The following is a 21,122-nucleotide window of genomic DNA, read 5'->3' on the forward strand; positions in this document are numbered from 1 at the left end:
CTCACCGGCCGCCGCGGGCTGAGCGTCGCCGGCCGGGACCGGACCTCACCGTCCGGTGGCCAGTCGGGAGGCCTGGATCTCCGCCCATACGACCTTGCCGGATCCGTGGGCGCAGGAGCCCCACCGGTCGCAGACCCGCTGCACGATGTGCAGGCCGTGGCCGCCATGGCCGCCCGGCCGGCGTACGGGCCGGGGATGTGGCGGTACGGCCCCGCCGTCGACGACGTCGATGTGCAGGGCCTCGCCGGCGGTCAGTACGAGCTCTTGGCAGCCGCGCGCGTGCAGGGTCGCGTTGGTCACCAGCTCGGACACGACGAGCAGGGCGTCCTCGGAGCTCTCGCGGCCGTCCCAGCCCCAGTCCCGCAGGGCCTGCCGGGTGAAGTCCCGGCTCTTGGCGACCGCGCCCGCGACACCGCGCAGGGCCAGCCGGCGGCGCCGGCACATGACCGGCGTAAACCCTGGCAGACCGTTGGGGGCCGCTCCCGTCGTGTTCACTGATGCCTCACCCCGACCGTTGACGCTGCCGTTCTTGGGACGGAAGGGGACGGCTCCGCCTGCGGGTCGTCCGGGCCGGCCGGCCCGTAACCGTCCTCCCGCTTTCGCGTATGCCCGGCCTGATCGCCGGGACACCTGATCGCCGCGAGGTCCGGACACCCTGCCATCGACTCGCCCTGCGCCGGGCCGAACGCGACGGGACGGGACGGGACGGGACGGGACGGGCGTAGGGAAGGGGCCCGGACTCGATGAGTCCGGGCCCCTTCCCGTGGCCGGGTCTTGCCGTGTCCGGGTCTTGCGCGTCCGGGTCTTGCCGTGTCCGGGTCAGACGATGCGGCCGCCGAAGGGGCCTCCGTTGGTGTAGTACGTGCCGAGTTCCTCGCGGTACCCGAGGTCACCGAGGTGCTTCTCACGGTGGAATTCCGGGGCGTTCTTGATCTGCTCCTTCGTGCCGTCGACGTAGACCGTCTCCTCGACCTCGTCGATCCTGATCACGGTGCTCGCCGGGAGCAGAACCTCCTTGCCGAAGATCCACACGCCGGTGTCCACGACCAGGTAGGCGTCACCGGCCTCGCCGGAGTGCTTGTCCACCTTGCCGATGCTGCCGTCGGTGGCCTCGACCTTGTAGCCGGTGAGGTCGGCACCGACCAGGTGGCCGGCGGTCGGCCGGTAGCTCCACACATGCTCAGTCACGCGAATACAACTCCTTCTCTGTCGCTCCGTGTCGCACGCGGCGGCGTCCGTGCCCCGCTCCAACTCGCCTGCCCCGCCTGCGGAACGGCATGCACCGGCCGGATCTCTTCCAGCGCCGCGGGGCCTTCAGCGCGCGCCGCCCGGAAGGATCTCCTTGACCTTCGCGACGGCGAACCCCCATCCCTGCCGCGCGGTCGGCCTGCCCGGCACCGCCACCTCGTCGGGGTTGGTCACGACGTCCAGCAGGACCGGACCGGGCGTCTCGAACGCCCGGCGCACGCCGTCGTGGAGATCGCCGGGGTCAGTGACGCGGATGCCGGTGAGGCCGAGCGCGGTGGCGACCGCCGCGAAATCGGGGTTGTCGAGTTCCGTCCCGAACTCGGGCAGGCCCGCCTGCTCCTGTTCGAGCTTGACCATGCCCAGGCTGTGGTTGTCGAAGACGACGAGTTTCACCGGCAGCCGGTACGTCCTGATCGTCATGAGGTCACCCAGCAGCATGCTCAGGCCGCCGTCGCCGCAGAGGGCGACGATCTGGCGGTCGGGGTCCCAGAGTTGGGCTCCGAGGGCCTGGGGCATGGCGTTGGCCATGGAGCCGAGGTTGTACGAGCCGATCAGTCGCCTGCTGCCGCGCATGGTGACGAAGCGGGAGAGCCAGACGGTTGCCATGCCGGTGTCGGAGGTGAACACGGCGTCCTCGGCGGCGTAGGTGTCGACGGCCGCGGCGAGGGCTTCGGGTCGGATCTGGTGGCTCCGGTTGTCCAGGGCCGCCCGGAGCCTGCCGGTCCAGCGGTGTTCGTGAGCCGGGTCGGCCAGGCGCTGCTGGCCTTCCTTCCAGCGCGCGAACCGGGTGCGCGCGTCTTCCAGGTGGGCCCGGTCCGGTGCCTCCTTCAGGAGCGGCAGCAGGGCGCGCAACGTGGCCCCCGCGTCGCCGGCCAGGCCCACGTCCACGGGCACCCGGCGGCCCAGGTTCTCCTCACGGGCGTCGATCTGGACGACCTTGCAGTCCTTCGGGTACCAGTCGCGGTAGGGGAAGTCGGTGCCCAGCATGAGGAGTGCGTCGCCGTGGTCGAGCGCATGGGCGGCTGCCGGGTTGCCGATCAGTCCGGTCTGCCCCACCTCGAACGGGTTGTCGTCCTCGAACCCCTCCTTCGCCTTGAGGGTGAGGACCATGGGAGCGGCGAGGAGTTCGGCGGTACGCAGGACCTCGGCGCGGGCCGGCCGGGCGCCGCAGCCGACGAGCATGGTGACCCGGGAGGCCGAGTTGAGGAGGTCGGCGGCCTCGGCGAGGGCGGGGTCGTCGGGGCGGGTGACGGCGCGGTCGAGGGCGAAGCGGGCCGGACGGTCGTCGCCCGCCTCCTGATCGCCCAGGTCCCCGGGCACGGTCAGGACGGCCACGCCGCCCTGACCGACGGCAGCGCGTACGGCGGACTCCAGCATGCGGGGCATCTGGTCCGGGGAGGTGACGGTGGCACGGTAGACCGCCACGTCACGGAAGAGCAGGTCGTTGTCGACCTCCTGGAAGTAGTCGCTGCCGATCTCCGCGACGGGCACCTGGCCGCAGATCGCGAGCACGGGCGCTCGGCTCTTGGCCGCGTCGTAGAGCCCGTTGAGGAGGTGGACGGAGCCCGGTCCCACCGTGCCCGTGCACACGCCGAGGGTGCCCGACAGCTGGGCCTGCGCGCCGGCGGCGAAGGCCGCCGCCTCCTCGTGCCGGCAGCCGATCCAGTCCACGCCGTCCGTGGTGCGGATCGCATCGGTCAGTGGGTTCAGCGCGTCTCCGACGACTCCGAAGACGTGCTGGACGCCGAGTTCCTTCAGTGCGTCGACGATGACGCGGGCCACGGTGCGTGCCACGGAAGTGCCCTTCTCTCGGGTGCGGGTGCGGGTGCGGGTGCCGGTGTCAGCGGGTGAAGCGGTCCGGGTCGGCCGCCCGCCAGTCGGATGCCCAGTCGGCCGGTGGTGACGCGAGCAGTTGCCCGGGGGTGAGCCAGGTGTGGATGTCGGCGTAGGAGCGGACCGTGTGCGGGTCCACGCGCTGGAGGAGCATGTGGGGGCGCAGCCCGGACGGGTCGTCGATCCCCATCGCCGCCATGATCTGCAGGGCGCTGCTGACGGTGGCCTGCTGGTAGCGCCGTACGCGCTGCGACTTGTCGCCGACGTCGAGGGCGCGGGCGCGCCGCTCGTCCTGGGTGGCGACGCCGACGGGACAGGTGTTGGTGTGGCACCGCTGGGCCTGGATGCAGCCGATCGCGAACATCATGGAGCGGGCGGCGTTGGCGTAGTCGGCGCCCTGGAGCAGACGTTTGACGAGGTCGCCGCCGGTGGCGATCTTGCCGGCGGCTCCGATCCGGACGCGGTCGCGCAGCCCGACGCCCACGAGCGCGTTGTGGACGGCCATCAGCCCCTCGCCGAGCGGCAGGCCGACGTTGTCCGCGAACTCCAGCGGCGCCGCGCCCGTACCGCCCTCCGCGCCGTCGACGACGATGAAGTCCGGTGTGGTCCCCTCCTCCAGCATGGCCTTGCACACGGCGAGGAACTCGCGGCGGGATCCGACGCACAGTTTGAACCCGACCGGCTTGCCGCCGGCCAGTTCGCGCATCCGGGCCAGGAAACGGACCAGCTCGCGCGGTGTGGAGTAGACCCGGTGGAACGGCGGCGAGATCACGGTCTCCCCCTGCCGAACCCCGCGCACCTTCGCGATCTCCGCGGTCACCTTGGCACCGGGCAGCACGCCGCCGATGCCGGGCTTGGCCCCTTGGCTGATCTTCAGGGACACGCATTTGACCTGCTCGCGCGCCGCTTTCCCGGCGAACTCCCGCTCGTCGAAGCCCCCGTCCCGCGTCCGGCACCCGAAGTATCCGGTGCCGATCTCCCAGACGAGGTCCCCGCCCGGCCGTAGGTGGTACTCGGACAGGCCGCCCTCACCGGTGTCGTGGGCGAAACCGCCCCGTCGCGCACCCGTGTTGAGGGCGAGTACGGCGTTGGCCGACAGAGAGCCGAAGCTCATCGCCGAGACGTTGAGCAGGGCCATGTCGTAGGGCCGGGTGCACTCGGGCCCGCCGATCCGGACCCGGGGCGGATCGCCGCGCACCGGCCGCGGGGCCATCGAGGGGACGAGGTACTCGCTGCCCGCGCGGTAGAGGTCGAGTTCGGTGCCGAACGGTTCCTCCGCGTCGGTGCCCTTGGCGCGCTCGTAGACGATGCTGCGCGTGTCGCGGTCGAAGGGGCGGCCGTCGAAGTTCCGCTCGATGAAGTACTGCTGGAGCTCCGGCCGCAGCGCCTCCATCGCGTAGCGGAGGTGCCCGAGCAACGGGTAGTTGCGCAGGAGGGAATGCCGTCGCTGCACGAGGTCGTGGACGGCCACCGGCGCGAGCAGGAGCAACGGGACGGCCGCGGCCGCCCACCAGGGCGAGACCAGCACCGCCGCGCAGGAGGTTCCCGCCGCCAGGGCACCGAGGAGGGCGACTGCGAGTGATTTCAGCACAACACGCTTGTGTCCCGAAGTCCGCCCGCCAATCGGCCGTCCGTTCACGTGCCCAGGTCGCGGACCGATCGGGAGCGGACAGGGCAGTGGGCCCGAACCACAGGAGTTCGGGCCCACTGCCTTCGATCCGACTGGCCTCGATCCGGTGTGGCCTCGATCCGGTCAGGCCTCGATCCGGTCAGGCCTCGATCCGGTCAGGCCGGCGGGATGCCGAACGGGACGGTGCCGTAATAGGTGCCCAGTTCCTTGCGGTACCCGGCGTCTGCGAGGTGCTTGTCCCGGTGGAACTCGGGGGCGTGTTTGATCTGGCCCATGGTCCGGTCGACGAAGATCTTCCGCTCCTCCGGGTCGATGCTGACGACGGTGCTCGCCGGGAGCAGGACCTCCTTGCCGAAGATCCACACGCCGGTGTCCACGACCAGGTAGGCGTCACCGACCTCGTCGGAGTGCTCGTCCACCTTGCCGATGCCGCCGTCGGTCGCCACGACCTCGAAGCCGGTCAGATCGGTACCGGCCAGCGGGCCGGCGGTCGACTTGTAACTCCACACATGCTCAGTCACGCGAAAACAACTCCTCCGGTAAACCGAGGACGGAGAGCCGAATGCCTGTCGTCCGTCCTCTTCCGTACGCGTCGTGCGCGGCGGCGTTCGTTCCCCGCCTCGACTTTCGCCTGCCCCGCGCCCGGCAGTTCATTCACCCGGGGTGGAATTCCGGAGGCGGTCCGCCGAGGGGCTTCGCCGCTGGGCTTCGTCACCGGGGCTTCGTCACAGGTCGAGGTCGAGGAGGGCCTGTTCGACGACTTCCGTGAGTGCCGGGTGGATCCAGTACGGGGACTTGGCGAGGGTGGCCGCGTCGATGTCGAGGGTCATCGCGAGGACGAGCGGCTGGATGAGGTCGGCGGCCTGGGGGCCCATGACGTGGGCGCCGAGCAGCCGGCCCGTGCCGCGCTCGGCGAGCACCTTGCAGAAGCCGGTGGTGTCCTCCATCGCCCAGCCGTAGGCGACGTCCGCGTACCGGGCCTCGCCCACCAGCGGGTCCAGGACCCGGTCGCGGCAGTCCTGCCCGGTGGCGCCGATCGAGGCGATCTGGGGGCGGGTGAAGATCGCCGCGGGCACCCGCTCGTGATCCGCCGAGGTCAGGTCGTCGGGGTGGCGGAGGTTGTGGGCGACGACCTGCGCCTCACGGTTGGCGACGTGCTTGAGCGGGACCGGTGTGCAGATGTCGCCGAGCGCGAAGACGCCTTCCGCGGTGGTGCGCTGGTGGGCGTCGACGACGATGCGGCCGTCTTCGCGGGTGTCGACGCCCGCGGCGTCGAGGTTCAGCCGGTCGCTGTTGGGCACGCGGCCCGCGGCGACCAGCAGCATGTCCGCCTCGACCGTCGAAGCGTCGTCGAGGGTGAGCCGCAGCACGCCGGGACGGCCGGCGACGGCGGTGACCCCGGTGACCTCGCGGCCGAGTCTGAGGTCGTAGCGGGAACGCGCCAGCTCGGTGAACCGTTCGGCGACCGTCTCGTCCACCGGCCCGAGCAGGCGCTCCTCCTTCTCGACGATGACGACGTCACTGCCCGCCGCGGCGAACACCTCCGCCAGCTCGGCCGCGATGTAGCCGCCGCCGAGGACGGCCAGGCGGCGGGGCGGGGCGTCGGTCCGCATGACCGTGTCGGACGTCTCGTACGGCAGCCCGGACTCGGCGACGGGCGGGGGCACCAGCGGGCGGCCGCCGGCGGCGATGACGACCTGCCGGGCGCCGATGTCGACGGTGCCGTGGCCGTCGGCGAGGTCGATCCGCAGCTGCCGGGGGCCCGTGAACCGTGCCGTTCCCTCGTACACGGTGATGTGGTCGGCGTCCAAGCGCCCCTGACGGCCCTCGTCGCGTTCGGCGTCCAAGCGTCCGAAGACCCGGTCGCGCATCGCCCGCCAGCGTACGGCGCGCAGCTCCGCGTCCACGTCGTACCTGCCGGCTTCGGCGACCGTACGGGCCACGTGCGCGGTGTGGACGAACATCTTGCTCGGGATGCAGCCCGCGTTCAGGCAGGTGCCGCCGAACCACCGCTCCTCGACGATCGCCACGTCCAGATCGGCGAACGAATCGTCGATGACGGCGTTGCCGGATCCCGCACCGATGACCACAAGATCGTATTGCCGCATCGCCTCAGGGTACGAGGGCGGCCCGGCCTGGCGGGTCAGGCGCGTCAGGCATGTCGGGCGGGCCCGCCGTCCGGCAGACGGCGCAGGGGCGGGTGCGCGGGCTCCGGCCAGGCCGCCATCGCCGCGTCGGCCACCCGGTCGAGCGTCTCGCGCCCGGTGCCGTCCCATGCCTGCTGGTTCATGCCCTGGACGACCACCGCGTAGAAGGCGGCCAGCCCGTCGGCGTCCGTGTCCGCGGGGAGCCGTTCCGCGTCGATGTCGGCGCGGATGCGGGCGGCGATCGCCGCCTTGGATTCCTCGCGCATGGCGCGCAGCATCGCCTTCACCTCCTGCGAGCCGGGGCCGCAGTTGGTCGCGCCGGTGATGATGAAGCAGCCGGGCGGGTGGCTCGGGTCGGTGTAGTCGGCGGCGAGGCGCCGGAGCATCGCCGCGATGGCAGAGCGGGCGTCGCCACCCTGCAACGGGCTCGCGTAACTGCGTACGTACAGTCCGACGGCTTCGTCGAACAACTGCCGCTTGTCGCCGAAAGCGGCGTACAGGCTCGGCGGATTGATGCCCATCGCCTTGGTGAGCGAGGCGACCGACGTCGTGTCGTAGCCGTGCGTCCAGAACTGCTCCAGCGCGATGGCCAGCGCTTTGTCGCGGTCGAAGGCCCGCCGGGCACGTCCGGCCGCGGGGCTCGCCGACTTCGCTGATTTGGCGGGCATCGCGGGCATCGCCGGATCCGCGGGGGTCGCCTCATTGCTGCTCACGGAAGAAGCATAGCGACCGCTGTAGCGATCGCTACAAGATCCCTGCTACGGTCCTGGACGTCAGCTGCTTTAGCGATCGCTACAGAAGCATCCATCCGGCCGCACGGCCGATGCCACGAGGGGACCGTCATGACCACCGCACCCACGTCCACCACCGCACCCGCGCTCGCCGCGTTCGCCCGCACCGCTCGCGGCTCCGGCCCCGGCCTCCTGCTCGTCCACGGCGCGGGCGGCGGCATCGAGGCCAATTACGGGCCGATCATGGAGGGCCTGGCCGCGGCGCACACCGTCGTCGGCGTCGACTTTCCGGGGGCCGGCGCGACCCCGAAGTCCGAGGCCCCCCTGGACGTGGACGAACTGGTGGACCATCTGGTCGCGGCGGCCGACGCCGAAGGGCTCGGCACGTTCGCGGTCAGCGGGTACTCGCTCGGCGGGCCCGTCGCGATCCGCCTCGCCGCCCGCCATCCGGACCGGGTCAGCTCACTCGTGCTGAGCGCGACGTTCGCCCACGCCGACACGCGTACGGACACGGCCGCCTCGATCTGGCAGCAGCTGTTCGAGTCCGGTCAGCACACGCTGCTGGCCGAGTACGTGAACCTCATGGCCCTCGGCGAGGGCGTCCTCAACTCCCTCACTCCCGCACAGGTCCAGGACGCCGTCGAACAGATCGCGCCCGTCATCCCGACCGGCACCGGGGACCACGTCGACCTGGTCCGCCGCATCGACGTACGTGCGGACCTCGCCGGGATAGCGGTACCCGCCCTCGTGGTCGTCACCACCGCCGACCCGCTCATCTCGCCGTCCCTCCAGCGGGAGCTCGCCGCCGCTCTCCCCACCGCCGAGGTCGCGGAACTCCCCACGGGCCACCTGCCTTTCGCCGAACGCCCGCAGGAATGGCTCCGGCTGATCAGCGACTTCCTCGCCCGGAACTGACGGAACCGGCACCACGGCCACCGGGCCCCGCCGGGCGGCCGCCGACGATCAGCCGAGGAAGGACAGCCGTACCTGGCGCTGGGGGTTGTCCTTGTTGGTGTCGACCAGGCAGACCGACTGCCAGGTCCCCAATTGCAGCCGGCCGCCGAGGACCGGCAGGGTGGCGTGCGGAGGTACGAACGCCGGCAGGACGTGGTCGCGGCCGTGACCCGGCGAGCCGTGGCGGTGCTGCCACCGGTCGTCGGACGGCAGCAACGAGTGGAGGGCGGCGAGCAGGTCGTCGTCGCTGCCCGCACCCGTCTCGATGACGGCGATACCGGCGGTGGCGTGCGGGACGAACACGTTGAGCAGCCCGTCCCGCCCGGCTGCCGCCTCGGACAGGAAGCTCTCGCAGTGGCGGGTCAGATCGGTGACGGTCTCCGTACGGCCGGTGGTGAGGTCGAGGACGCGGCTGGCGAATCGGTCGGGCATGGACCCATCCTGCTCCCCCGGAGGCATCCGGCGCATGCACCCGGACCCCCTCGGGCGGGTCCCGGGTGCCCTCCGCCACCGCAGTCCCTTCGGGTCCGGCGGGACGCGCCGGACCCTAAAGGGACTGCGGTGGCGGGTCGGCCCTCCAGCTGTTTGCCTGGGAGGACCCGAAACCACGAGCCCAGGAGTGATCATGAGCGGCGACAGCGGGCCGAGCGAGCGAGCCCGGCAGATGCGCGACAAGGCTCAAGAACTGGAGCAGGCGGCACAGCACGCCACCGATCCGGCGGAGCGGCAGCGGCTGAAGGACAAGGCCATGCACATCCGCGAGAAGAGCGAGCAGGAGAACGGCCCGGGCAGCGGAACCATGGATCCCATGTAGGTCGACGAAACTCAGGTGTGCAGGCGGCTGTTGGGGCCGTCCTGGTCACCGGCGCTCTCGTCGTTGAACCAGTAGTCACCCGCGGCCAGGTACCGGAAGGAGTGCGTGCTCGACTTCGGCAGCTCGACGGTGACGGCCCGCTTGCCGTCGTCGCGGGGCTGGAGGGTGTGCGCTCCGGGCTTCCAGTCGTTGAAGTCGCCCACCACGCTGACCGGGCCCGGTGGCCGGTCGGCGGGAAGGATGAACGTCACTTCAGTGCGGTCCTTGCGCAGCTTGCGCTCCAGCATGGGAGGGCTCCTGACGGCAGAACTGGGTGGGTGGATCGTGCCCATCCTGGGATCTCCCGGAGGAATTCGCACTCCGGCACCACCACTTCGGCGACAGGCGTCACCCGTGCGCTACACAAAGTGACCGGCCGGGGGCCGATTGTCACTCACCGTCGCAGTGTGGGGCGTGGCGCTCACAGATCGCGGAGCGCGGGCAGCAGTTCGGCCCCGGCCCATTCGAGGAACGGCTCCTGCTGGTCGCCACCGATCTGGACGAGGGCGACCTCCGTGAATCCCGCCTCCGCGTACGGCCGTACGGCTTCGACGACGGCCTCCACGTCGTCGCCGCACGCAATCGCCTTGGCGACGTCCTCGGGACGGGTGTGCTGCGATGCCTGCTCGAACCCGGCGGGGCCGGGGAGTTCGGCGTTCACCTTCCAGCCGCCCAGCGCCCACCGGAACTGGTCGTGCGCGCGGGCCACGGCCGCGTCGCGGTCGCGGTCGTAGCAGACGGGCAGTTGTCCGATACGGGGCTTGCCCGCGCCACCATGGGCATCGAAGTGCTGCAGGAACTCCTGCTCCGGTTCGGTGGCGATCAGGAGGTCGGCGCTGCGGCCCGCCAGTTCGCAGGAGCGCGGCCCCGAGACGGCGATCCCGATCGGGGGCGACTCTTCGGGGAGGTCCCAGAGCCTGGCGTTCTCGACGTCGAAGTGGGCGCCGTGATGGCTCACGCACTCGCCGGTGAACATCCGCCGGATGATGCCGACGGCTTCCTCCAGCATCTCCAGGCGCACGTGGGCCGCGGGCCAGCCGGCGCCGACGATGTGCTCGTTGAGGTTCTCGCCGGAGCCCAGCCCCAGGCGGAACCTGCCCTGGGAGAGGATCTGCACCGTCGCCGCCTTCTGCGCGACGACCGCCGGATGGTAGCGGTACGTAGGGCAGGTCACGTACGTCATGAGCGGGATCCTCGACGTGGCCTGCGCGGCCGCGCCGAGGATGCTCCACGCGTACGGCGCGTGCCCCTGCGATGCCAGCCAGGGGTAGGAGTGGTCGGAGATGACGGAGAAGTCGAACCCGGTCTCCTCCGCTCCCACGACGTGGGAAACCAGCTCACGCGGCCCGGCCTGTTCGGTCATCATCGTGTACCCGATTCGCACCATGTCGGCGCCCTGCCCTTCTGTCCTTTCCATGCCCATGGGCACTCCCCCGGCCCCGCCACGGGCCCCCGCCCCACCGCATGCGGCTGCCCCGGGGCCGCCTTCGTGCCGCCCCGGGGCAACACGACTGCCCGTGGGTCAGCCGTGCCGCATGTCGTCCGGGTCGACGAGGGACGGTCCGGAGTCTCGGCCCGCGCCAGGGGCCGCACCCGTGCCCGTGCCCGTGCCCGAGCCCGCCGCACCCATCGGTCCGGGAGAGTCCGGGGTCACGCGCGGCGAGGTGTCGCCGGGCCCCCGGGTCCCCATGCCGTGGCTCATGCCCTCCTGCGTGGGCGCGATCCGGCCGCGCCAGGCACCGCTCTCGTGGTCACGCTCCTCGATGAAGCCCTTGAACCGCTTGAGGTCGCCCTTCACCCGGCGGTCCAGGACGCCCAACAGGTCTCCGGCCTTCTCGGCCATGCCCTGGGGTTCGAAGTCCATCGCCAGACTGACCCGCGTGTGCGCGTCGTCCAGACGCTGGAAGGACACGACACCCCGCTGGCGGACATCGCCGCTCACCGACCGCCACGCGATCCGTTCATCGGGCAGCTGGTCCACGATCTCCGTGTCGAACTCGCGCTCCGCGCCCGCCACCTTGGTCTTCCAGTGACAACGTCGGTCGTCGATCTGGCGAACCTCCTCGACGCCCTCCATGAAACGGGGAAACTCCTCGAACTGCGTCCACTGGTTGTACGCACTGCCCACCGGAACATCGATGTCGATGGATTCCTTCACCATGCTCACGGGATCTCGCCTCCCTGCGATCAAACCGACGCCGTGCCGGCTACGCGGCGCCTGCCCGGCGCATCGCGCTTCAATCCGATCCACCCCGGAGCCGGGACGCTCGCGGGGCGGTGGTGGGGCGGAGCAGGCGAGAGCCGGGCACAGCCGGAGCGGCCGGAGCGGCCGGACGCGGCCTCAGTCGGACGCCGTGGTTCCGGTGATCAGGTCGATCAATCCCCGTAGCCCGCCGTCGGCCAGTGCGCGGCGCTGGCGGTCGGCGGGGGTGCCCTCGCGCAGCATCCGGTGGACGAGGGCGCTCACCTCCCGGAAGTCCCCGGACTCCTCCAGCGCGGTCGTGAGGTGGCGGAACAGGGCGCTCAGCAGGTCGCCACTGCTGCACGGGAGGCCGTCCCGGCCCACCAGGGTGCTGTTCAGACCGTGCCGGGCGGCGTGCCAGTTGGCGGCGTGCAGGAGCTCCGGCGCGCACGGGTCCGGTGCCACGCCCGCCTCCGTCTCGGCGACGGCCGTGGCGACCAGCGCCCGGACGATGCCGGCGATCATGACGGCGTCGTCGGCCCGGAGCTGCACGTCCGGGCACCGCACCTCGACGGTGGGGTACCGGTCGGACAGCCTCGCCTGCCAGTACGCCTGGGCCCGGTCGGCGACCACCCCGGACGCCACCAGCGCGTCCAGGCGCCGTTCGTAGTCGGCGAACCCGTCGAACGCAGGCGGCGGACCGCTCACCGGCCACCGCCCGAACACGATGGTGCGCCAGCTCGCGAAGCCGGTGTCCCGGCCGTCCCACAGCGGCGAGTTGACCGACATCGCCAGCAGCGTGGGGAGCCAGGGCCGGATCCTGTTCAGCACCGCCACGCCGGTCTCCGGGTCGGGAACCCCCACGTGCACGTGCATGCCGCAGATCAGCTGCTCGTCCACCAGCTGCCGCGCCGCGCCCTCCAGCCTGCGGTAGCGCGGCATCGGCGTCACCGGCACCGGCCGGTCGCCGGGCAGCGGAGCCGCGCCCGTGGCAGCGATCCGGCAGCCGTTGGCCTCCGCCGCCGAGGCCAGGGCGTGACGCAGGCGCAGCAGGTGGCCGCCGACCTCCGCCAAGGTGGAGCACACGGGAGTGGCCACCTCGATCTGGGCCTGGAGCAGCTCGTCCTGGACTTCGCCCCGCTCGGCGAGGCGGCCGAGGCCTGCCGTACGGCTGACCTCTTCCACGCGCGATGCGGGGACGGCCGTGAGCGGGTCGACCAGCAAATACTCTTCTTCCACTCCGACGGTGATCACATCGTGCGGCTACCCCGGCACCCCATGATCACGCCTTGCGGCCGTCACCCCGGCCGCCCCCGTCCGCGGGGGCCGCGGACGGTGTCGACGACGGCTTCACCGGATCTCCGAATCCGGATCTTCGAATCCGGATCACCAAATCCGGATCACGGATTCCGCTCTGGCGAAACCGGAATTCCTGATCGTATGATTTGGTCCATGGGAACGGTCGAGCCTCGTACCACCTGGACGTTCATCACGAACCACGCCCGGATCCTCGCCATGATCCAGCGGGACCCCGGGGTGCGACTGAGGGACATGGCGGCCGCCTGCGGCGTGACCGAACGCGCAGCACAGGCCATCGTCACCGACCTGGAGGCCGCCGGCTACCTGAGCCGGGTCCGCCAGGGGCGGCGCAATCACTACAACATCACCCCCGGGACCTCCTTCCGCCACCCCGCGGAAGGACACCACGAAGTCGCCGACCTCCTGAGCCTGCTGGCCCGACTCGGCCCGCCGAAGGGCTCCGGCGACCACGCCGCCACGGACCGTTCCGCCACGGACCGCGAGGACGTCGACGCACCGGCACGGCACTGAAAGGAGAACGGCCATGACCTGGGCTCCTGAGTCACCCGCCCTTGGCGCCGGAGAACCCCCGGCCATCCGCCCGCCCGGGCCCGCCCTCCTGACCGTGCTCGTGGAAACCCGGAAGGACCGCGCGCTGGCCCGCGTCGCCGGCGAAATCGACCTGGACCAGGCGGAGGACCTCCACCAGGACCTCTCCGCGGCCCTGGACGCCGCCCGTACCGGCCTCGACCTCGATCTCTCGGACGTCACCTTCTGTGACGCGTCGGGACTGCGCGTCCTGCTCGACATGGACGCGCTCGCCGCCGGCACCGGCAAGACCCTCGTGCTCACCGCCCTCGGCCCCCGGGTCAGCCGCCTCCTGGAGCTGACCGACACGCTGCACCTCTTCACTGTGGCCGCCCCCGAGGGGCTGTCGGCGCGTCCGCGAGCCCTTGGGGAGCCGGACCGGTTGCGCCCGAGCCCGTCGTTCCCCAGGCCGTCGGGATGGTGATGGCCGGGACACCCTGCCTCGCCGACGACGCCGAACGGATCCTGGCCTGCGCGGCGGCCCTGGCCTGCACCACGGTCGCCGAGTTCGCGCGCGCCCTCGTCGCCGCCTCCGCCTCCGGCGGCGCACCCCTGCCCACCCGCCTCGACCGCTGCCTGCGCCAGAGCGTGGCAGCGGGCCGCTCGTCCGCGGCCCGTCCCGCACCGCCGGCGAGCGACCTCCTGCTTCCGGCCCTCGCCGAAACGGAACATGCCCTGGGCCGGTTCTTCGACGCCAGGATCCGCCTGCGGTCCGCGCCCGCGGACGAGGAAGCACGGCGCGCCCTGGAGGACGCCGTCTACACCCTGTGCGTGCTGATGTCCCAGCCCCGCCCCGACGTAGCGGTAGCCGACGCCCTCCAGTACATCAGCGTCGGTTGATGCTGTGCCCGGCAGTGCCGGCCGCCGCTCCCCCGGACACGGAAGCGGCCGGCGGTCAGGGGGCAGCGGTCAGCGGCATGCGGCATGCGGCATGCGGTCAGCCTTCGACCCCGGTTGCGGCGTGGGCGGCGCCCACCGGCTTCGACTCCGGCGAACCGCGCTGGCGCAGGTAGACCGAGAGGAGCACCATGGCCGTCACGGCCAGCAGCTCGGACTGCCAGTTCTGTAGCGTGCGGTTCCAGAACTCGGCGGACCTCACGTACGTCGTCCACCCGACGGGCTCCTGGAGCTCCCGCAGTTGTTCCTCGTTGAACGCGATGTTCCCGGTGACCGACTGGGCCAGCCACGACAGCAGGAAGACCAGGCCCATCAGCAGACCGAGCGAGCGCGAGTAGAGGGCCTGGCGCCAGCCGCCGGCCGCGGCCCACCGGGGGGAGTCGGCACGCGCGTGGGCGCCGACCCGCTGCCGCTCGTCCGATCCCGTCCCCACGTCGTCCAGCGGCTTGGACTCGGGGGATCCGCGCTGCACCAGCCACACCGTGCCGACGATGTAGAGGGAGAACTGGAGGAACTCCGACTGCCAGTTCTCGGTGACGTCGACCGTGAAGTCCGAGGTGAGGAGGTAGTCGACGAAAGGCAGCGGGTGCAGGCTCTGCGCCTCCAGGACGCTGTTGAGCTCCGCGTGGCCGGCGATGGCCTGGCCCACCAGGGAGAGCAGGAACCCCAGCCCGAACGCCAGCGTCAGCCCGTTGTCGCGAAGGAACCGTCCGGTCGCGCTCACCGGTGCGCCAGCCCCACCGTGAAGGCGTAGCCGAGCCCTCCGAACACCCCGGCCAGGAACAGTACGAACAGCACGCGCACCTGAGCCACTCAGTCCCCCTTCAGCTCGCAGCGGTACGGGCGCCCCGACCGCGGGGTACAGCCGGCGGCCGTGACCCGCCAGCCGTTCGGGAACGAGGCCAGGAAGACGCTGTCGTGTTCGAAGACCACTCTGGCCTGCGAGCCGTAGACGTCCACCCGCTCGACCGGACCGGTCTCGGACGGCAGCCGCAACGCGTCCAGGGCCGGGCCGCACGGCGCGTCGGCCTCCAACTCCTCCCGCGTCGCGGGCGCGAGCGCGTCACACACCCGTACGCTGTCGGAGGCCGTCAGCGCCCGCTCGAAACTCCGGGCCGCCGCCTCGGCCGCCACGGCCCGTTCGCCGACCGTCGCGCACCCCGAGGCGCCCAGGCCCACCGTGCCTGCCAACAACCAGCCAGTGATCGGACGCATGCGCCCGAGCATGTCGCCGCCGGCGCCGCCGCCCCCGCCCATGGGGTCGCGACACGCGCCGCTTAGCCCGTTCGGTCAGCACACCCCGCCCGAGACGGGCGCGAGGCGGCGAGGGCGGGCCCGGCGGCCCCGGGCGCTTGGTACCGCCGAGATTTCCTGGGCCTGGACGCCGACGAGACGCACCCGGGCTTTCCGGGGGGCCCGACGCGTCCGGCGACCTCCCCGCCGGCAGTCGTGCGGAAAGCGCCGCGGGAAAACGGCTCGCGGCGCCGGTCGGGCGGATGGCAGGGTGCGGGGCATGGCACCCCGGTATCAGATCCGTGCGGACCACGACGCCGACACGGTCGTGGTCTACCAGGCGTACGCGCCTGCCATCGCCGACGCAGCGCTGCGGGCGGGCCGCTTCGTGGCGCCGTTCTCGTTCCACCGGATGACGTGGATCAAGCCGTCGTTCATGTGGCTCATGCACCGCAGCAACTGGGCCCGCAAGCCCGGTCAGGAGCGGGTGCTCGCGGTGCGCATCACGCGCGCGGGCTGGGAAGAGGCCCTGTCCCAGGGGGTGTTGACCACCTCCGACCCGGAGGCCGTGGCCCGGGCGGCCGTGCACGTGCAGTGGGACCCGGAGCGCTCTCCTCGCGGGGCGGCCCTCAACCACTACAGCATCCAGGTCGGCATCGGCCGCCACCTGATCCGTACGTTCGCCGACGAGTGGGTCGTCGGCCTCACCGACCTCACCCCGCAGGTCCGCAAGGCCGCCTCCCTGATGCAGAACGGGGACGCCGCGAAGGCCAGACGGCTGTTCCCGGCGGAGCGCGTCTACCCGTTGCCTCCGGCGCTGGAGAACCGCCTCACCGCTGCCGCCCGTTGAGCGCTGCCGGTCGAGCACTGCTCGCTGGCCCTGCCGGTTGAGCACTGCCGATTGCGGGCTGCGGGTTGCGGGCTGCCCGTTGCGGGCTGCGGGTCCGGTGCTGTCCGTTCGGCGTCGGAACGGGTTCGCGCGGGGCATGGGTGACGGGCGGGGCGGAGCGTTGTCAGTGGAGGCGCCTACGTTGCCGTTCATGAGCCGATCCGTTCAGGCACTCGCCTACGTACGCCCGTCCGCACTTACCTCCGCAGGGGACGGCCGTCTCCTCGGTCTGGAGACGGCCGGCGGGCTGACTCCCGTCGGCCCCGAGGCCCATCCGCAGTTCTTCGCAGGGTTTCTGACTTCCCCTCAGGCGGCTGCCCGGGGACTGCTCGCCGTCGCGGACGTCGCCGCCGCGCGCTACTACCAGCGGACGCTGCGTGCTTCCCTGGACCCGGTCGTCACGGCCAACGGGGACCGGCTGCGCTTCGAGTCGTTCTCCGGGTGCTGCGGGGTGTACGCCCGGCTCGACGTGCTCCCGGACGGGCTCGACGGCGCGGACACGGGGCACGGCACCACCAATGTCGACGTCAACAACCCCCTGCGCCAGGCCCTTTCCCGGCTGGCGGGCCACGAGCCCCTGCACCTGCGGGTCGGCCCGGACGAGCTGGCGGTCACCACCCTGGACGGTCCGGTGGTGGAGAAGAAGGTGCCGCTGCCCGACCGCTGGCTGCGCGGTTTCGCCGAATCGCAGGTGGCCACCGCCGGGTTCGACCTGCGCGCCGAGCTGTCCGCGGCCGAAGCCGTACGCTTCGTGCGCTCCCTCCCGCGCAGCGCCGGCACCGGCGGCCCCCTGTGGGTGGTGCCCGCCGGCCGGACCCTGCGACCCACGACCCGCCCCGGGGCCGGTGCCGTCTGCCTGCCCGGCCCGGAGCGCCTGGCCGCCTTCCAGCGGGTCCTGCGGGACGCGACCGGCCTGCGCGTGTACGGTCCCGCCGGCCACGACGGAGCCGCCACCGCGACCGCCTGGGAGGTCACCCTGCCGGGGATGCGGCTCACCCTGACCCTGTCCCCGGACTCGTCCCGCGGGTTCTCCGGGGAGGGCGGCGTCCTGGAGGCCCTCGCCACGGACGAGGCGGCCGCCGATGCCGAACTCGTGTCCGTACTGCTGGCGTGGGAGCCGCGTGTCGACATCGCCGATCTCGCCGCCCAGGGCGGTCTGAGCCCGGAGCGGGTCCGTGCCGCGCTCGTCCGGCTCGGCACCGCGGGCCGGGTCGGCTACGACACCGCGGAGGCCGCCTACTTCCACCGCGAGCTCCCCTACGACACCCGGCGCGCGGAACGGCACAACCCCCGCCTGGTGGCCGCCCGCGCCCTGGTCGCCGACGGCGCGGTCACTCTGCGCGCCGACGCCACCGCCACCGTCCGGTCCGGCGAGCGCACCTACCAGGTCCGCGAGAGCGCCGGCGGTGTGCTCGGCTGCACCTGCCAGTGGTGGGCCGACTACCGGGGCCGGCGCGGCCCGTGCAAGCACGCCCTCGCCGTCCGCACCGCACGGCGCGCGGCCACCGGCCGGTCCGCCACCGACCGGTCCACCACCGGCTCGGCCACCACCAGCTCGTCCCCCACCGGCCTGTCCACCATTGACCCGGCCACCACCAGCTGGTCCAGCACAAGCTCGTCCACCACCGGAACGCCCGCCACCGGACTGCCCGGACCTGCCGATTCCAGCGGGCCCGCGCCCGCCGCCTCACCCATCGCGACCACCGCAACCGCCGTCGGCACCCGCACCCCCGGAGAGACCCGATGAACGCCCTCCTCGACGCCGTCCGCGCGGGACGCCACACCTCGGTCGCCGGCCTGCTCCCGCCGCTCAGCGAAGCCGACCGCCGGGAGCTCGTCCCCGAACTGACCGCCCTGCGCAAGGAGATCCGCGGCTGGGGGTGGAGCCGCCGCTGGGACGAGGAACACGTACTGCGTGCCCTGCACCTCGCCGGAGCCGTCTGCCACACCGGCGCGGCGGCCGCCGCCTCCTGGATCGGCGCCCGCGACCTGCGCGACGGACGCGGCGGCCCCGACATCGAGGCGCTGGCCGTGCTCCTGGCCGACCGCGAGCCCGCGTGGCGCGCCGACGTCGCCCACCGGCTCGCGGCCCGTACGACGACCGTCCAGGAGGACTACCCTCTGATCCGCGCCCTCCTTGAGGACACCGCGGCTCCCTCCCCCACCGACGACGCGTTCGTACACGCCTGGGCTCTCGACGCCGCCGCCGGCGGTCGCAGCACCAGCGGTGGCGCCGGCGGGCGGGACGTCCTCCGCGGCCGCCGCCGTCCCCGGCCCCTGCGGGTGGTGCTGCGCGAGGATCCCGCCGTACGGGAACTCGTACCGATGCTCTTCGAGACGGCCGAACCCGCGCCCTCGCTCGGCTGGTACGACGACCCCAAGGCACCCGACCACTGGCCCGCGGAACTGGCGGACCTCGCCGCCGAGGGCGTCGTCGAACGCCGCTGCCTCGTCGACGGCAGCGTGGCCCGGCTGCTGCGCGGCGGCCGGGCGAACCAACTGGCCTTCTACGCCGACCTGCTCGACGTCCTCGAACTCACCGGGGACGAAAGGGCGGAGCACACGGCCGACTGGATCGCGGTGGCCGCCGACGCGGAGTCGCCCATAGCGGGCCGCGCGCAACTGATCCTGTCCGGACTCTTCGCAGAGGGCCGCCTGCCGGCCGACCGCCTCGCCGAGATGTCCACCGCGGTGCTCTTCCGCCCCGAGAAGAAGCTCGTACGCGCCCAGCTCGTGCTGCTGGGCAAGGCCCTGCGGCGCGAGCGCGGCGACCGCTTCGTCCTGCTGCCCGCCGTCGCGTCGGCCTTCGGCCACGCGGACACCGGCATCCAGGAGCGAGCCTTCAAGCTCGTCGCCTCCCATCTGCGGCCCGAGGACGGCGCGTTGCGCGAGGAGCTCGCCTTCGAGGCGCAACAGCTCAGTCCGGCCCTGCGGCGCGCCGCCCGCGAGCTGCTCGGAGACGACATGCGCGACGGCGCCGAGGGCGACGGGGACGGCGAGGGGACCCTCGGCGCGGCTGCCGCGTACGAGGAGACCCTGCCGGCCGCGCCCGTCCGCCGCCGCCTCGGCGGTGGCGCCGGGAGCAGCGGCGGCGACGGGGGCGGCAGCGGTGGGAGGTCGGTGGCGGAGACGGTCGAGCTGGTGGCCGCCCTGGTCAACTCCTCCGCGCCCGACATGGTCGAAACCGAGACGGCCCTGGACCTGCTGGTCCGGCACGCGTACCGGGACCGGGCCGCACTGGCCGAAGCCCTGCGCCCGGCCCTGGCGGACCGCCACTGGGTCTCGGAGAACCCTGAGGGCGGGTCAGGGTGGACGGATCCCGATCACCTGGACGGCGTGGAGGTCGTCGCGGCAGCCGTCCTCGGCCGCCTCGACCCGCGCAGCCTGCGGGCGGCGGACCGGAACGACGGCGGTGCCGGCTCCGAACGCCGGTGCATCCACGACGCCTTGGACCGGATCACCGTCGCACGCATGCATGAGGCAGCGCTGCGCATACTGCGCGATGACCCGCTGCCGTTCCTGCTCGCCATGCCCAGCTGGGACTCGGGGTCGCTGGAGCCCGGGGACCTCGTCGAACGCCTCGCCGAATACGGGAAGTCGGGCGCCTCCCCCGCCGCCGTGGACTTCGCCCAGGCGCTGCTCCGGGTGCGCCTCGACCCGCAGGCCGCGCCGGCCGCGGCGGCCCTCGGCACCCCCTGGGGCGAGCGCCTCGCGTCCTGGCTCACCACCGCCGGCGTCGACAGCGGACCGGTGAAGTACACCCGTACCGTCCACGAGGGCGGCGCCGCGCCCCGGCACTGGTGGGTCGACCGGCGGGAGACCGTACGGCGCATCGTCGTGGACGCCGCGGAACGCCCGGCGCTCCAGCAGGGCTTTCCGCGGGTGTTCCACGAGTTCGGCCGCCCGTTCGACGGCCGCGGCTCGCGTTGTTGGCACTGGCGCGGGGGCCGGTCCGCGCGCCTCGCGGCTCTCCCCGAGGACCGCGAGACCCAGGCGCTGTGGCTGCTGCCCGACGTGACGGCCTGCGCGACCGTGGACGAACGCGGTGCCGGTGAACTGCTTTCGCTGCTGGCCGAGTTGGGTGGCACGGCCGGGCCCGTACTGCACCTCGCCGTGGCCACCGGGCTGGGCGCCCGCCACGCCGAGGACCGCCTCGCCGCGGTCGACGCGCTGCTGGTCCTCGCCGGGCGGGGTGAGCTGGACACCCACCGCGTCGGCCGGGACCTGGCCGAACTGCTGTCCCTCGGCACCGTGAAACCCAACCGGTTGGCGGACGCCGCCCGGACGGCCGCCGCGACCGGCGCCTGGGCGACCACCTGGGCGATCCTGGCCGGAGCCCTGCCCGCCGTACTCGCCGACGGCGCGGTCCGCGGCGCGGGAGAACTGCTCGCCGTGGCCGCGGACTGCGCGGAGCACAGCGGCGCCACGGGGCCGCTCCCCGAAGGCCTCGCCGAGGCCGCCGCCCGCAAGGGCACCAGCCAGCTCGCCACACAGGCCCGGCGCCTGCGGACCGCCCTGGCCGACCAGCCGCCGGTCGGCTGATCTCGTCCACGACCGCCGGGCCCGACGGCGCGGTGCGGTGCGGTGGGTTCCACCGTCCTCGCCGCCGGGTCCGTGGTACGGGCCTTCGGTCCGGAG

21 protein-coding genes and 1 pseudogene are annotated in these 21,122 nt (G+C 72.7%); 8 read left to right on the forward strand and 14 right to left on the reverse strand.

All coding sequences use genetic code 11. From position 1 onward, the window contains the following. Window positions 1-45 precede the first annotated feature (45 nt). From OG764_RS03170 to OG764_RS03200, 7 genes are all read right to left on the reverse strand, one after another. Window positions 46-444: an ATP-binding protein gene (locus OG764_RS03170; RefSeq protein ID WP_328966827.1), complete on the reverse strand. Its 399-nt coding sequence runs from the start codon at window positions 442-444 to the stop codon at window positions 46-48. A gap of 375 nt (window positions 445-819) precedes the next feature. Next, a complete protein-coding gene (locus OG764_RS03175; RefSeq protein WP_328966828.1) occupies window positions 820-1,188 on the reverse strand; it encodes a PRC-barrel domain-containing protein in 369 nt (122 codons plus the stop codon). 126 nt (window positions 1,189-1,314) lie between these two features. After that, entirely contained in the window at window positions 1,315-3,042 is a 1,728-nt protein-coding gene (locus OG764_RS03180) for a thiamine pyrophosphate-dependent enzyme (protein WP_328966829.1), read from the reverse strand. 46 nt (window positions 3,043-3,088) lie between these two features. Beyond that, window positions 3,089-4,669: an FMN-binding glutamate synthase family protein gene (locus OG764_RS03185; protein WP_328972860.1), complete on the reverse strand. Its 1,581-nt coding sequence runs from the start codon at window positions 4,667-4,669 to the stop codon at window positions 3,089-3,091. Between the two features lie 197 nt (window positions 4,670-4,866). Further along, window positions 4,867-5,232 carry a PRC-barrel domain containing protein gene (locus tag OG764_RS03190; RefSeq protein WP_328966830.1) on the reverse strand — a complete coding sequence of 122 codons (366 nt, stop codon included), beginning with the start codon at window positions 5,230-5,232 and terminating at the stop codon, window positions 4,867-4,869. 204 nt (window positions 5,233-5,436) lie between these two features. After that, the gene (locus OG764_RS03195) at window positions 5,437-6,819 is read right to left on the reverse strand and encodes a mycothione reductase (RefSeq protein WP_328966831.1); all 1,383 of its coding nucleotides are present in this window, start codon (window positions 6,817-6,819) and stop codon (window positions 5,437-5,439) included. A gap of 44 nt (window positions 6,820-6,863) precedes the next feature. Next, the gene (locus OG764_RS03200; protein WP_328966832.1) at window positions 6,864-7,571 is read right to left on the reverse strand and encodes a TetR/AcrR family transcriptional regulator; all 708 of its coding nucleotides are present in this window, start codon (window positions 7,569-7,571) and stop codon (window positions 6,864-6,866) included. A 129-nt stretch (window positions 7,572-7,700) separates the two neighbouring features. Between OG764_RS03200 and OG764_RS03205 the strand changes: the two genes are divergently transcribed. Next, on the forward strand, window positions 7,701-8,504 hold the full coding sequence (locus OG764_RS03205) for an alpha/beta fold hydrolase (protein WP_328966833.1): 804 nt from the start codon (window positions 7,701-7,703) through the stop codon (window positions 8,502-8,504). 48 nt (window positions 8,505-8,552) lie between these two features. Here the strand turns inward: OG764_RS03205 and OG764_RS03210 are convergent, their stop codons facing one another. Next, entirely contained in the window at window positions 8,553-8,975 is a 423-nt protein-coding gene (locus tag OG764_RS03210) for a secondary thiamine-phosphate synthase enzyme YjbQ (protein ID WP_328966834.1), read from the reverse strand. Window positions 8,976-9,168: 193 nt separating this feature from the next. Between OG764_RS03210 and OG764_RS03215 the strand changes: the two genes are divergently transcribed. Beyond that, window positions 9,169-9,357, forward strand: a complete 189-nt coding sequence (locus tag OG764_RS03215) for a DUF6381 family protein (protein WP_328966835.1) — start codon at window positions 9,169-9,171, stop codon at window positions 9,355-9,357. A gap of 11 nt (window positions 9,358-9,368) precedes the next feature. Here OG764_RS03215 and OG764_RS03220 read toward each other — a convergent pair whose 3' ends face one another. The 4 genes and pseudogenes from OG764_RS03220 to OG764_RS03235 all read right to left on the reverse strand — a co-directional run bounded on the left by OG764_RS03220 (window position 9,369) and on the right by OG764_RS03235 (window position 12,832). Further along, complete coding sequence (locus tag OG764_RS03220; protein ID WP_328966836.1) at window positions 9,369-9,644, reverse strand: isoamylase early set domain-containing protein; 276 nt, start codon at window positions 9,642-9,644, stop codon at window positions 9,369-9,371. Window positions 9,645-9,817: 173 nt separating this feature from the next. Further along, entirely contained in the window at window positions 9,818-10,783 is a 966-nt protein-coding gene (locus tag OG764_RS03225) for an LLM class F420-dependent oxidoreductase (protein WP_328972861.1), read from the reverse strand. Between the two features lie 327 nt (window positions 10,784-11,110). Next, window positions 11,111-11,563: pseudogene (locus OG764_RS03230) on the reverse strand (SRPBCC family protein); the annotation flags it as partial. 174 nt (window positions 11,564-11,737) lie between these two features. Next, window positions 11,738-12,832 (reverse strand): carboxylate-amine ligase, encoded by a 1,095-nt coding sequence (locus tag OG764_RS03235; protein ID WP_328966837.1) that lies wholly within the window; start codon window positions 12,830-12,832, stop codon window positions 11,738-11,740. Between the two features lie 198 nt (window positions 12,833-13,030). Between OG764_RS03235 and OG764_RS03240 the strand changes: the two genes are divergently transcribed. Genes OG764_RS03240 through OG764_RS03250 form a run of 3 tightly spaced genes read left to right on the forward strand, consistent with a single transcriptional unit; the run spans window position 13,031 to window position 14,305 of the window. After that, complete coding sequence (locus OG764_RS03240; protein WP_328966838.1) at window positions 13,031-13,408, forward strand: helix-turn-helix transcriptional regulator; 378 nt, start codon at window positions 13,031-13,033, stop codon at window positions 13,406-13,408. Between the two features lie 13 nt (window positions 13,409-13,421). Further along, window positions 13,422-13,889 (forward strand): STAS domain-containing protein, encoded by a 468-nt coding sequence (locus OG764_RS03245; protein ID WP_328966839.1) that lies wholly within the window; start codon window positions 13,422-13,424, stop codon window positions 13,887-13,889. Continuing rightward, a complete protein-coding gene (locus tag OG764_RS03250) occupies window positions 13,889-14,305 on the forward strand; it encodes a DUF5133 domain-containing protein (protein WP_328966840.1) in 417 nt (138 codons plus the stop codon). Before OG764_RS03245 ends, OG764_RS03250 begins: the two co-directional genes overlap by 1 nt. Window positions 14,306-14,402: 97 nt before the next feature. On the opposite strand, the gene OG764_RS03255 is transcribed toward OG764_RS03250, so the two are convergent. Together OG764_RS03255 and OG764_RS03260 are read right to left on the reverse strand one after the other, a co-directional pair. Then, entirely contained in the window at window positions 14,403-15,086 is a 684-nt protein-coding gene (locus OG764_RS03255) for a DUF6766 family protein (RefSeq protein ID WP_328966841.1), read from the reverse strand. 89 nt (window positions 15,087-15,175) lie between these two features. Beyond that, on the reverse strand, window positions 15,176-15,577 hold the full coding sequence (locus OG764_RS03260) for a hypothetical protein (RefSeq protein WP_328966842.1): 402 nt from the start codon (window positions 15,575-15,577) through the stop codon (window positions 15,176-15,178). Window positions 15,578-15,875: 298 nt separating this feature from the next. Between OG764_RS03260 and OG764_RS03265 the strand changes: the two genes are divergently transcribed. From OG764_RS03265 to OG764_RS03275, 3 genes are all read left to right on the forward strand, one after another. Then, complete coding sequence (locus OG764_RS03265; RefSeq protein ID WP_328966843.1) at window positions 15,876-16,445, forward strand: DUF4291 domain-containing protein; 570 nt, start codon at window positions 15,876-15,878, stop codon at window positions 16,443-16,445. 190 nt (window positions 16,446-16,635) lie between these two features. Beyond that, the gene (locus OG764_RS03270; protein WP_328966844.1) at window positions 16,636-18,231 is read left to right on the forward strand and encodes an SWIM zinc finger family protein; all 1,596 of its coding nucleotides are present in this window, start codon (window positions 16,636-16,638) and stop codon (window positions 18,229-18,231) included. Continuing rightward, window positions 18,228-21,026 carry a DUF7824 domain-containing protein gene (locus OG764_RS03275; protein ID WP_328966845.1) on the forward strand — a complete coding sequence of 933 codons (2,799 nt, stop codon included), beginning with the start codon at window positions 18,228-18,230 and terminating at the stop codon, window positions 21,024-21,026. The genes OG764_RS03270 and OG764_RS03275 overlap by 4 nt, the downstream gene beginning before the upstream one ends. Window positions 21,027-21,122: the final 96 nt, after the last annotated feature.

This window comes from Streptomyces sp. NBC_00239, from assembly GCF_036194065.1.
Lineage (GTDB): Bacteria > Actinomycetota > Actinomycetes > Streptomycetales > Streptomycetaceae > Streptomyces.

Excerpts from the sequence above, each read along its gene's own strand:
- OG764_RS03170 (WP_328966827.1), bottom strand. The coding sequence starts at position 444 with ATGTGCCGGCGCCGCCGGCTGGCCCTGCGCGGTGTCGCGGGCGCGGTC.
- OG764_RS03195 (WP_328966831.1), bottom strand. The coding sequence starts at position 6,819 with ATGCGGCAATACGATCTTGTGGTCATCGGTGCGGGATCCGGCAACGCC.
- OG764_RS03205 (WP_328966833.1), top strand. The coding sequence starts at position 7,701 with ATGACCACCGCACCCACGTCCACCACCGCACCCGCGCTCGCCGCGTTC.
- OG764_RS03210 (WP_328966834.1), bottom strand. The coding sequence starts at position 8,975 with ATGCCCGACCGATTCGCCAGCCGCGTCCTCGACCTCACCACCGGCCGT.
- OG764_RS03215 (WP_328966835.1), top strand. The coding sequence starts at position 9,169 with ATGAGCGGCGACAGCGGGCCGAGCGAGCGAGCCCGGCAGATGCGCGAC.
- OG764_RS03220 (WP_328966836.1), bottom strand. The coding sequence starts at position 9,644 with ATGCTGGAGCGCAAGCTGCGCAAGGACCGCACTGAAGTGACGTTCATC.
- OG764_RS03225 (WP_328972861.1), bottom strand. The coding sequence starts at position 10,783 with ATGGTGCGAATCGGGTACACGATGATGACCGAACAGGCCGGGCCGCGT.
- OG764_RS03240 (WP_328966838.1), top strand. The coding sequence starts at position 13,031 with ATGGGAACGGTCGAGCCTCGTACCACCTGGACGTTCATCACGAACCAC.
- OG764_RS03245 (WP_328966839.1), top strand. The coding sequence starts at position 13,422 with ATGACCTGGGCTCCTGAGTCACCCGCCCTTGGCGCCGGAGAACCCCCG.
- OG764_RS03250 (WP_328966840.1), top strand. The coding sequence starts at position 13,889 with ATGGCCGGGACACCCTGCCTCGCCGACGACGCCGAACGGATCCTGGCC.
- OG764_RS03260 (WP_328966842.1), bottom strand. The coding sequence starts at position 15,577 with ATGCGTCCGATCACTGGCTGGTTGTTGGCAGGCACGGTGGGCCTGGGC.
- OG764_RS03265 (WP_328966843.1), top strand. The coding sequence starts at position 15,876 with ATGGCACCCCGGTATCAGATCCGTGCGGACCACGACGCCGACACGGTC.
- OG764_RS03270 (WP_328966844.1), top strand. The coding sequence starts at position 16,636 with ATGAGCCGATCCGTTCAGGCACTCGCCTACGTACGCCCGTCCGCACTT.
- OG764_RS03275 (WP_328966845.1), top strand. The coding sequence starts at position 18,228 with ATGAACGCCCTCCTCGACGCCGTCCGCGCGGGACGCCACACCTCGGTC.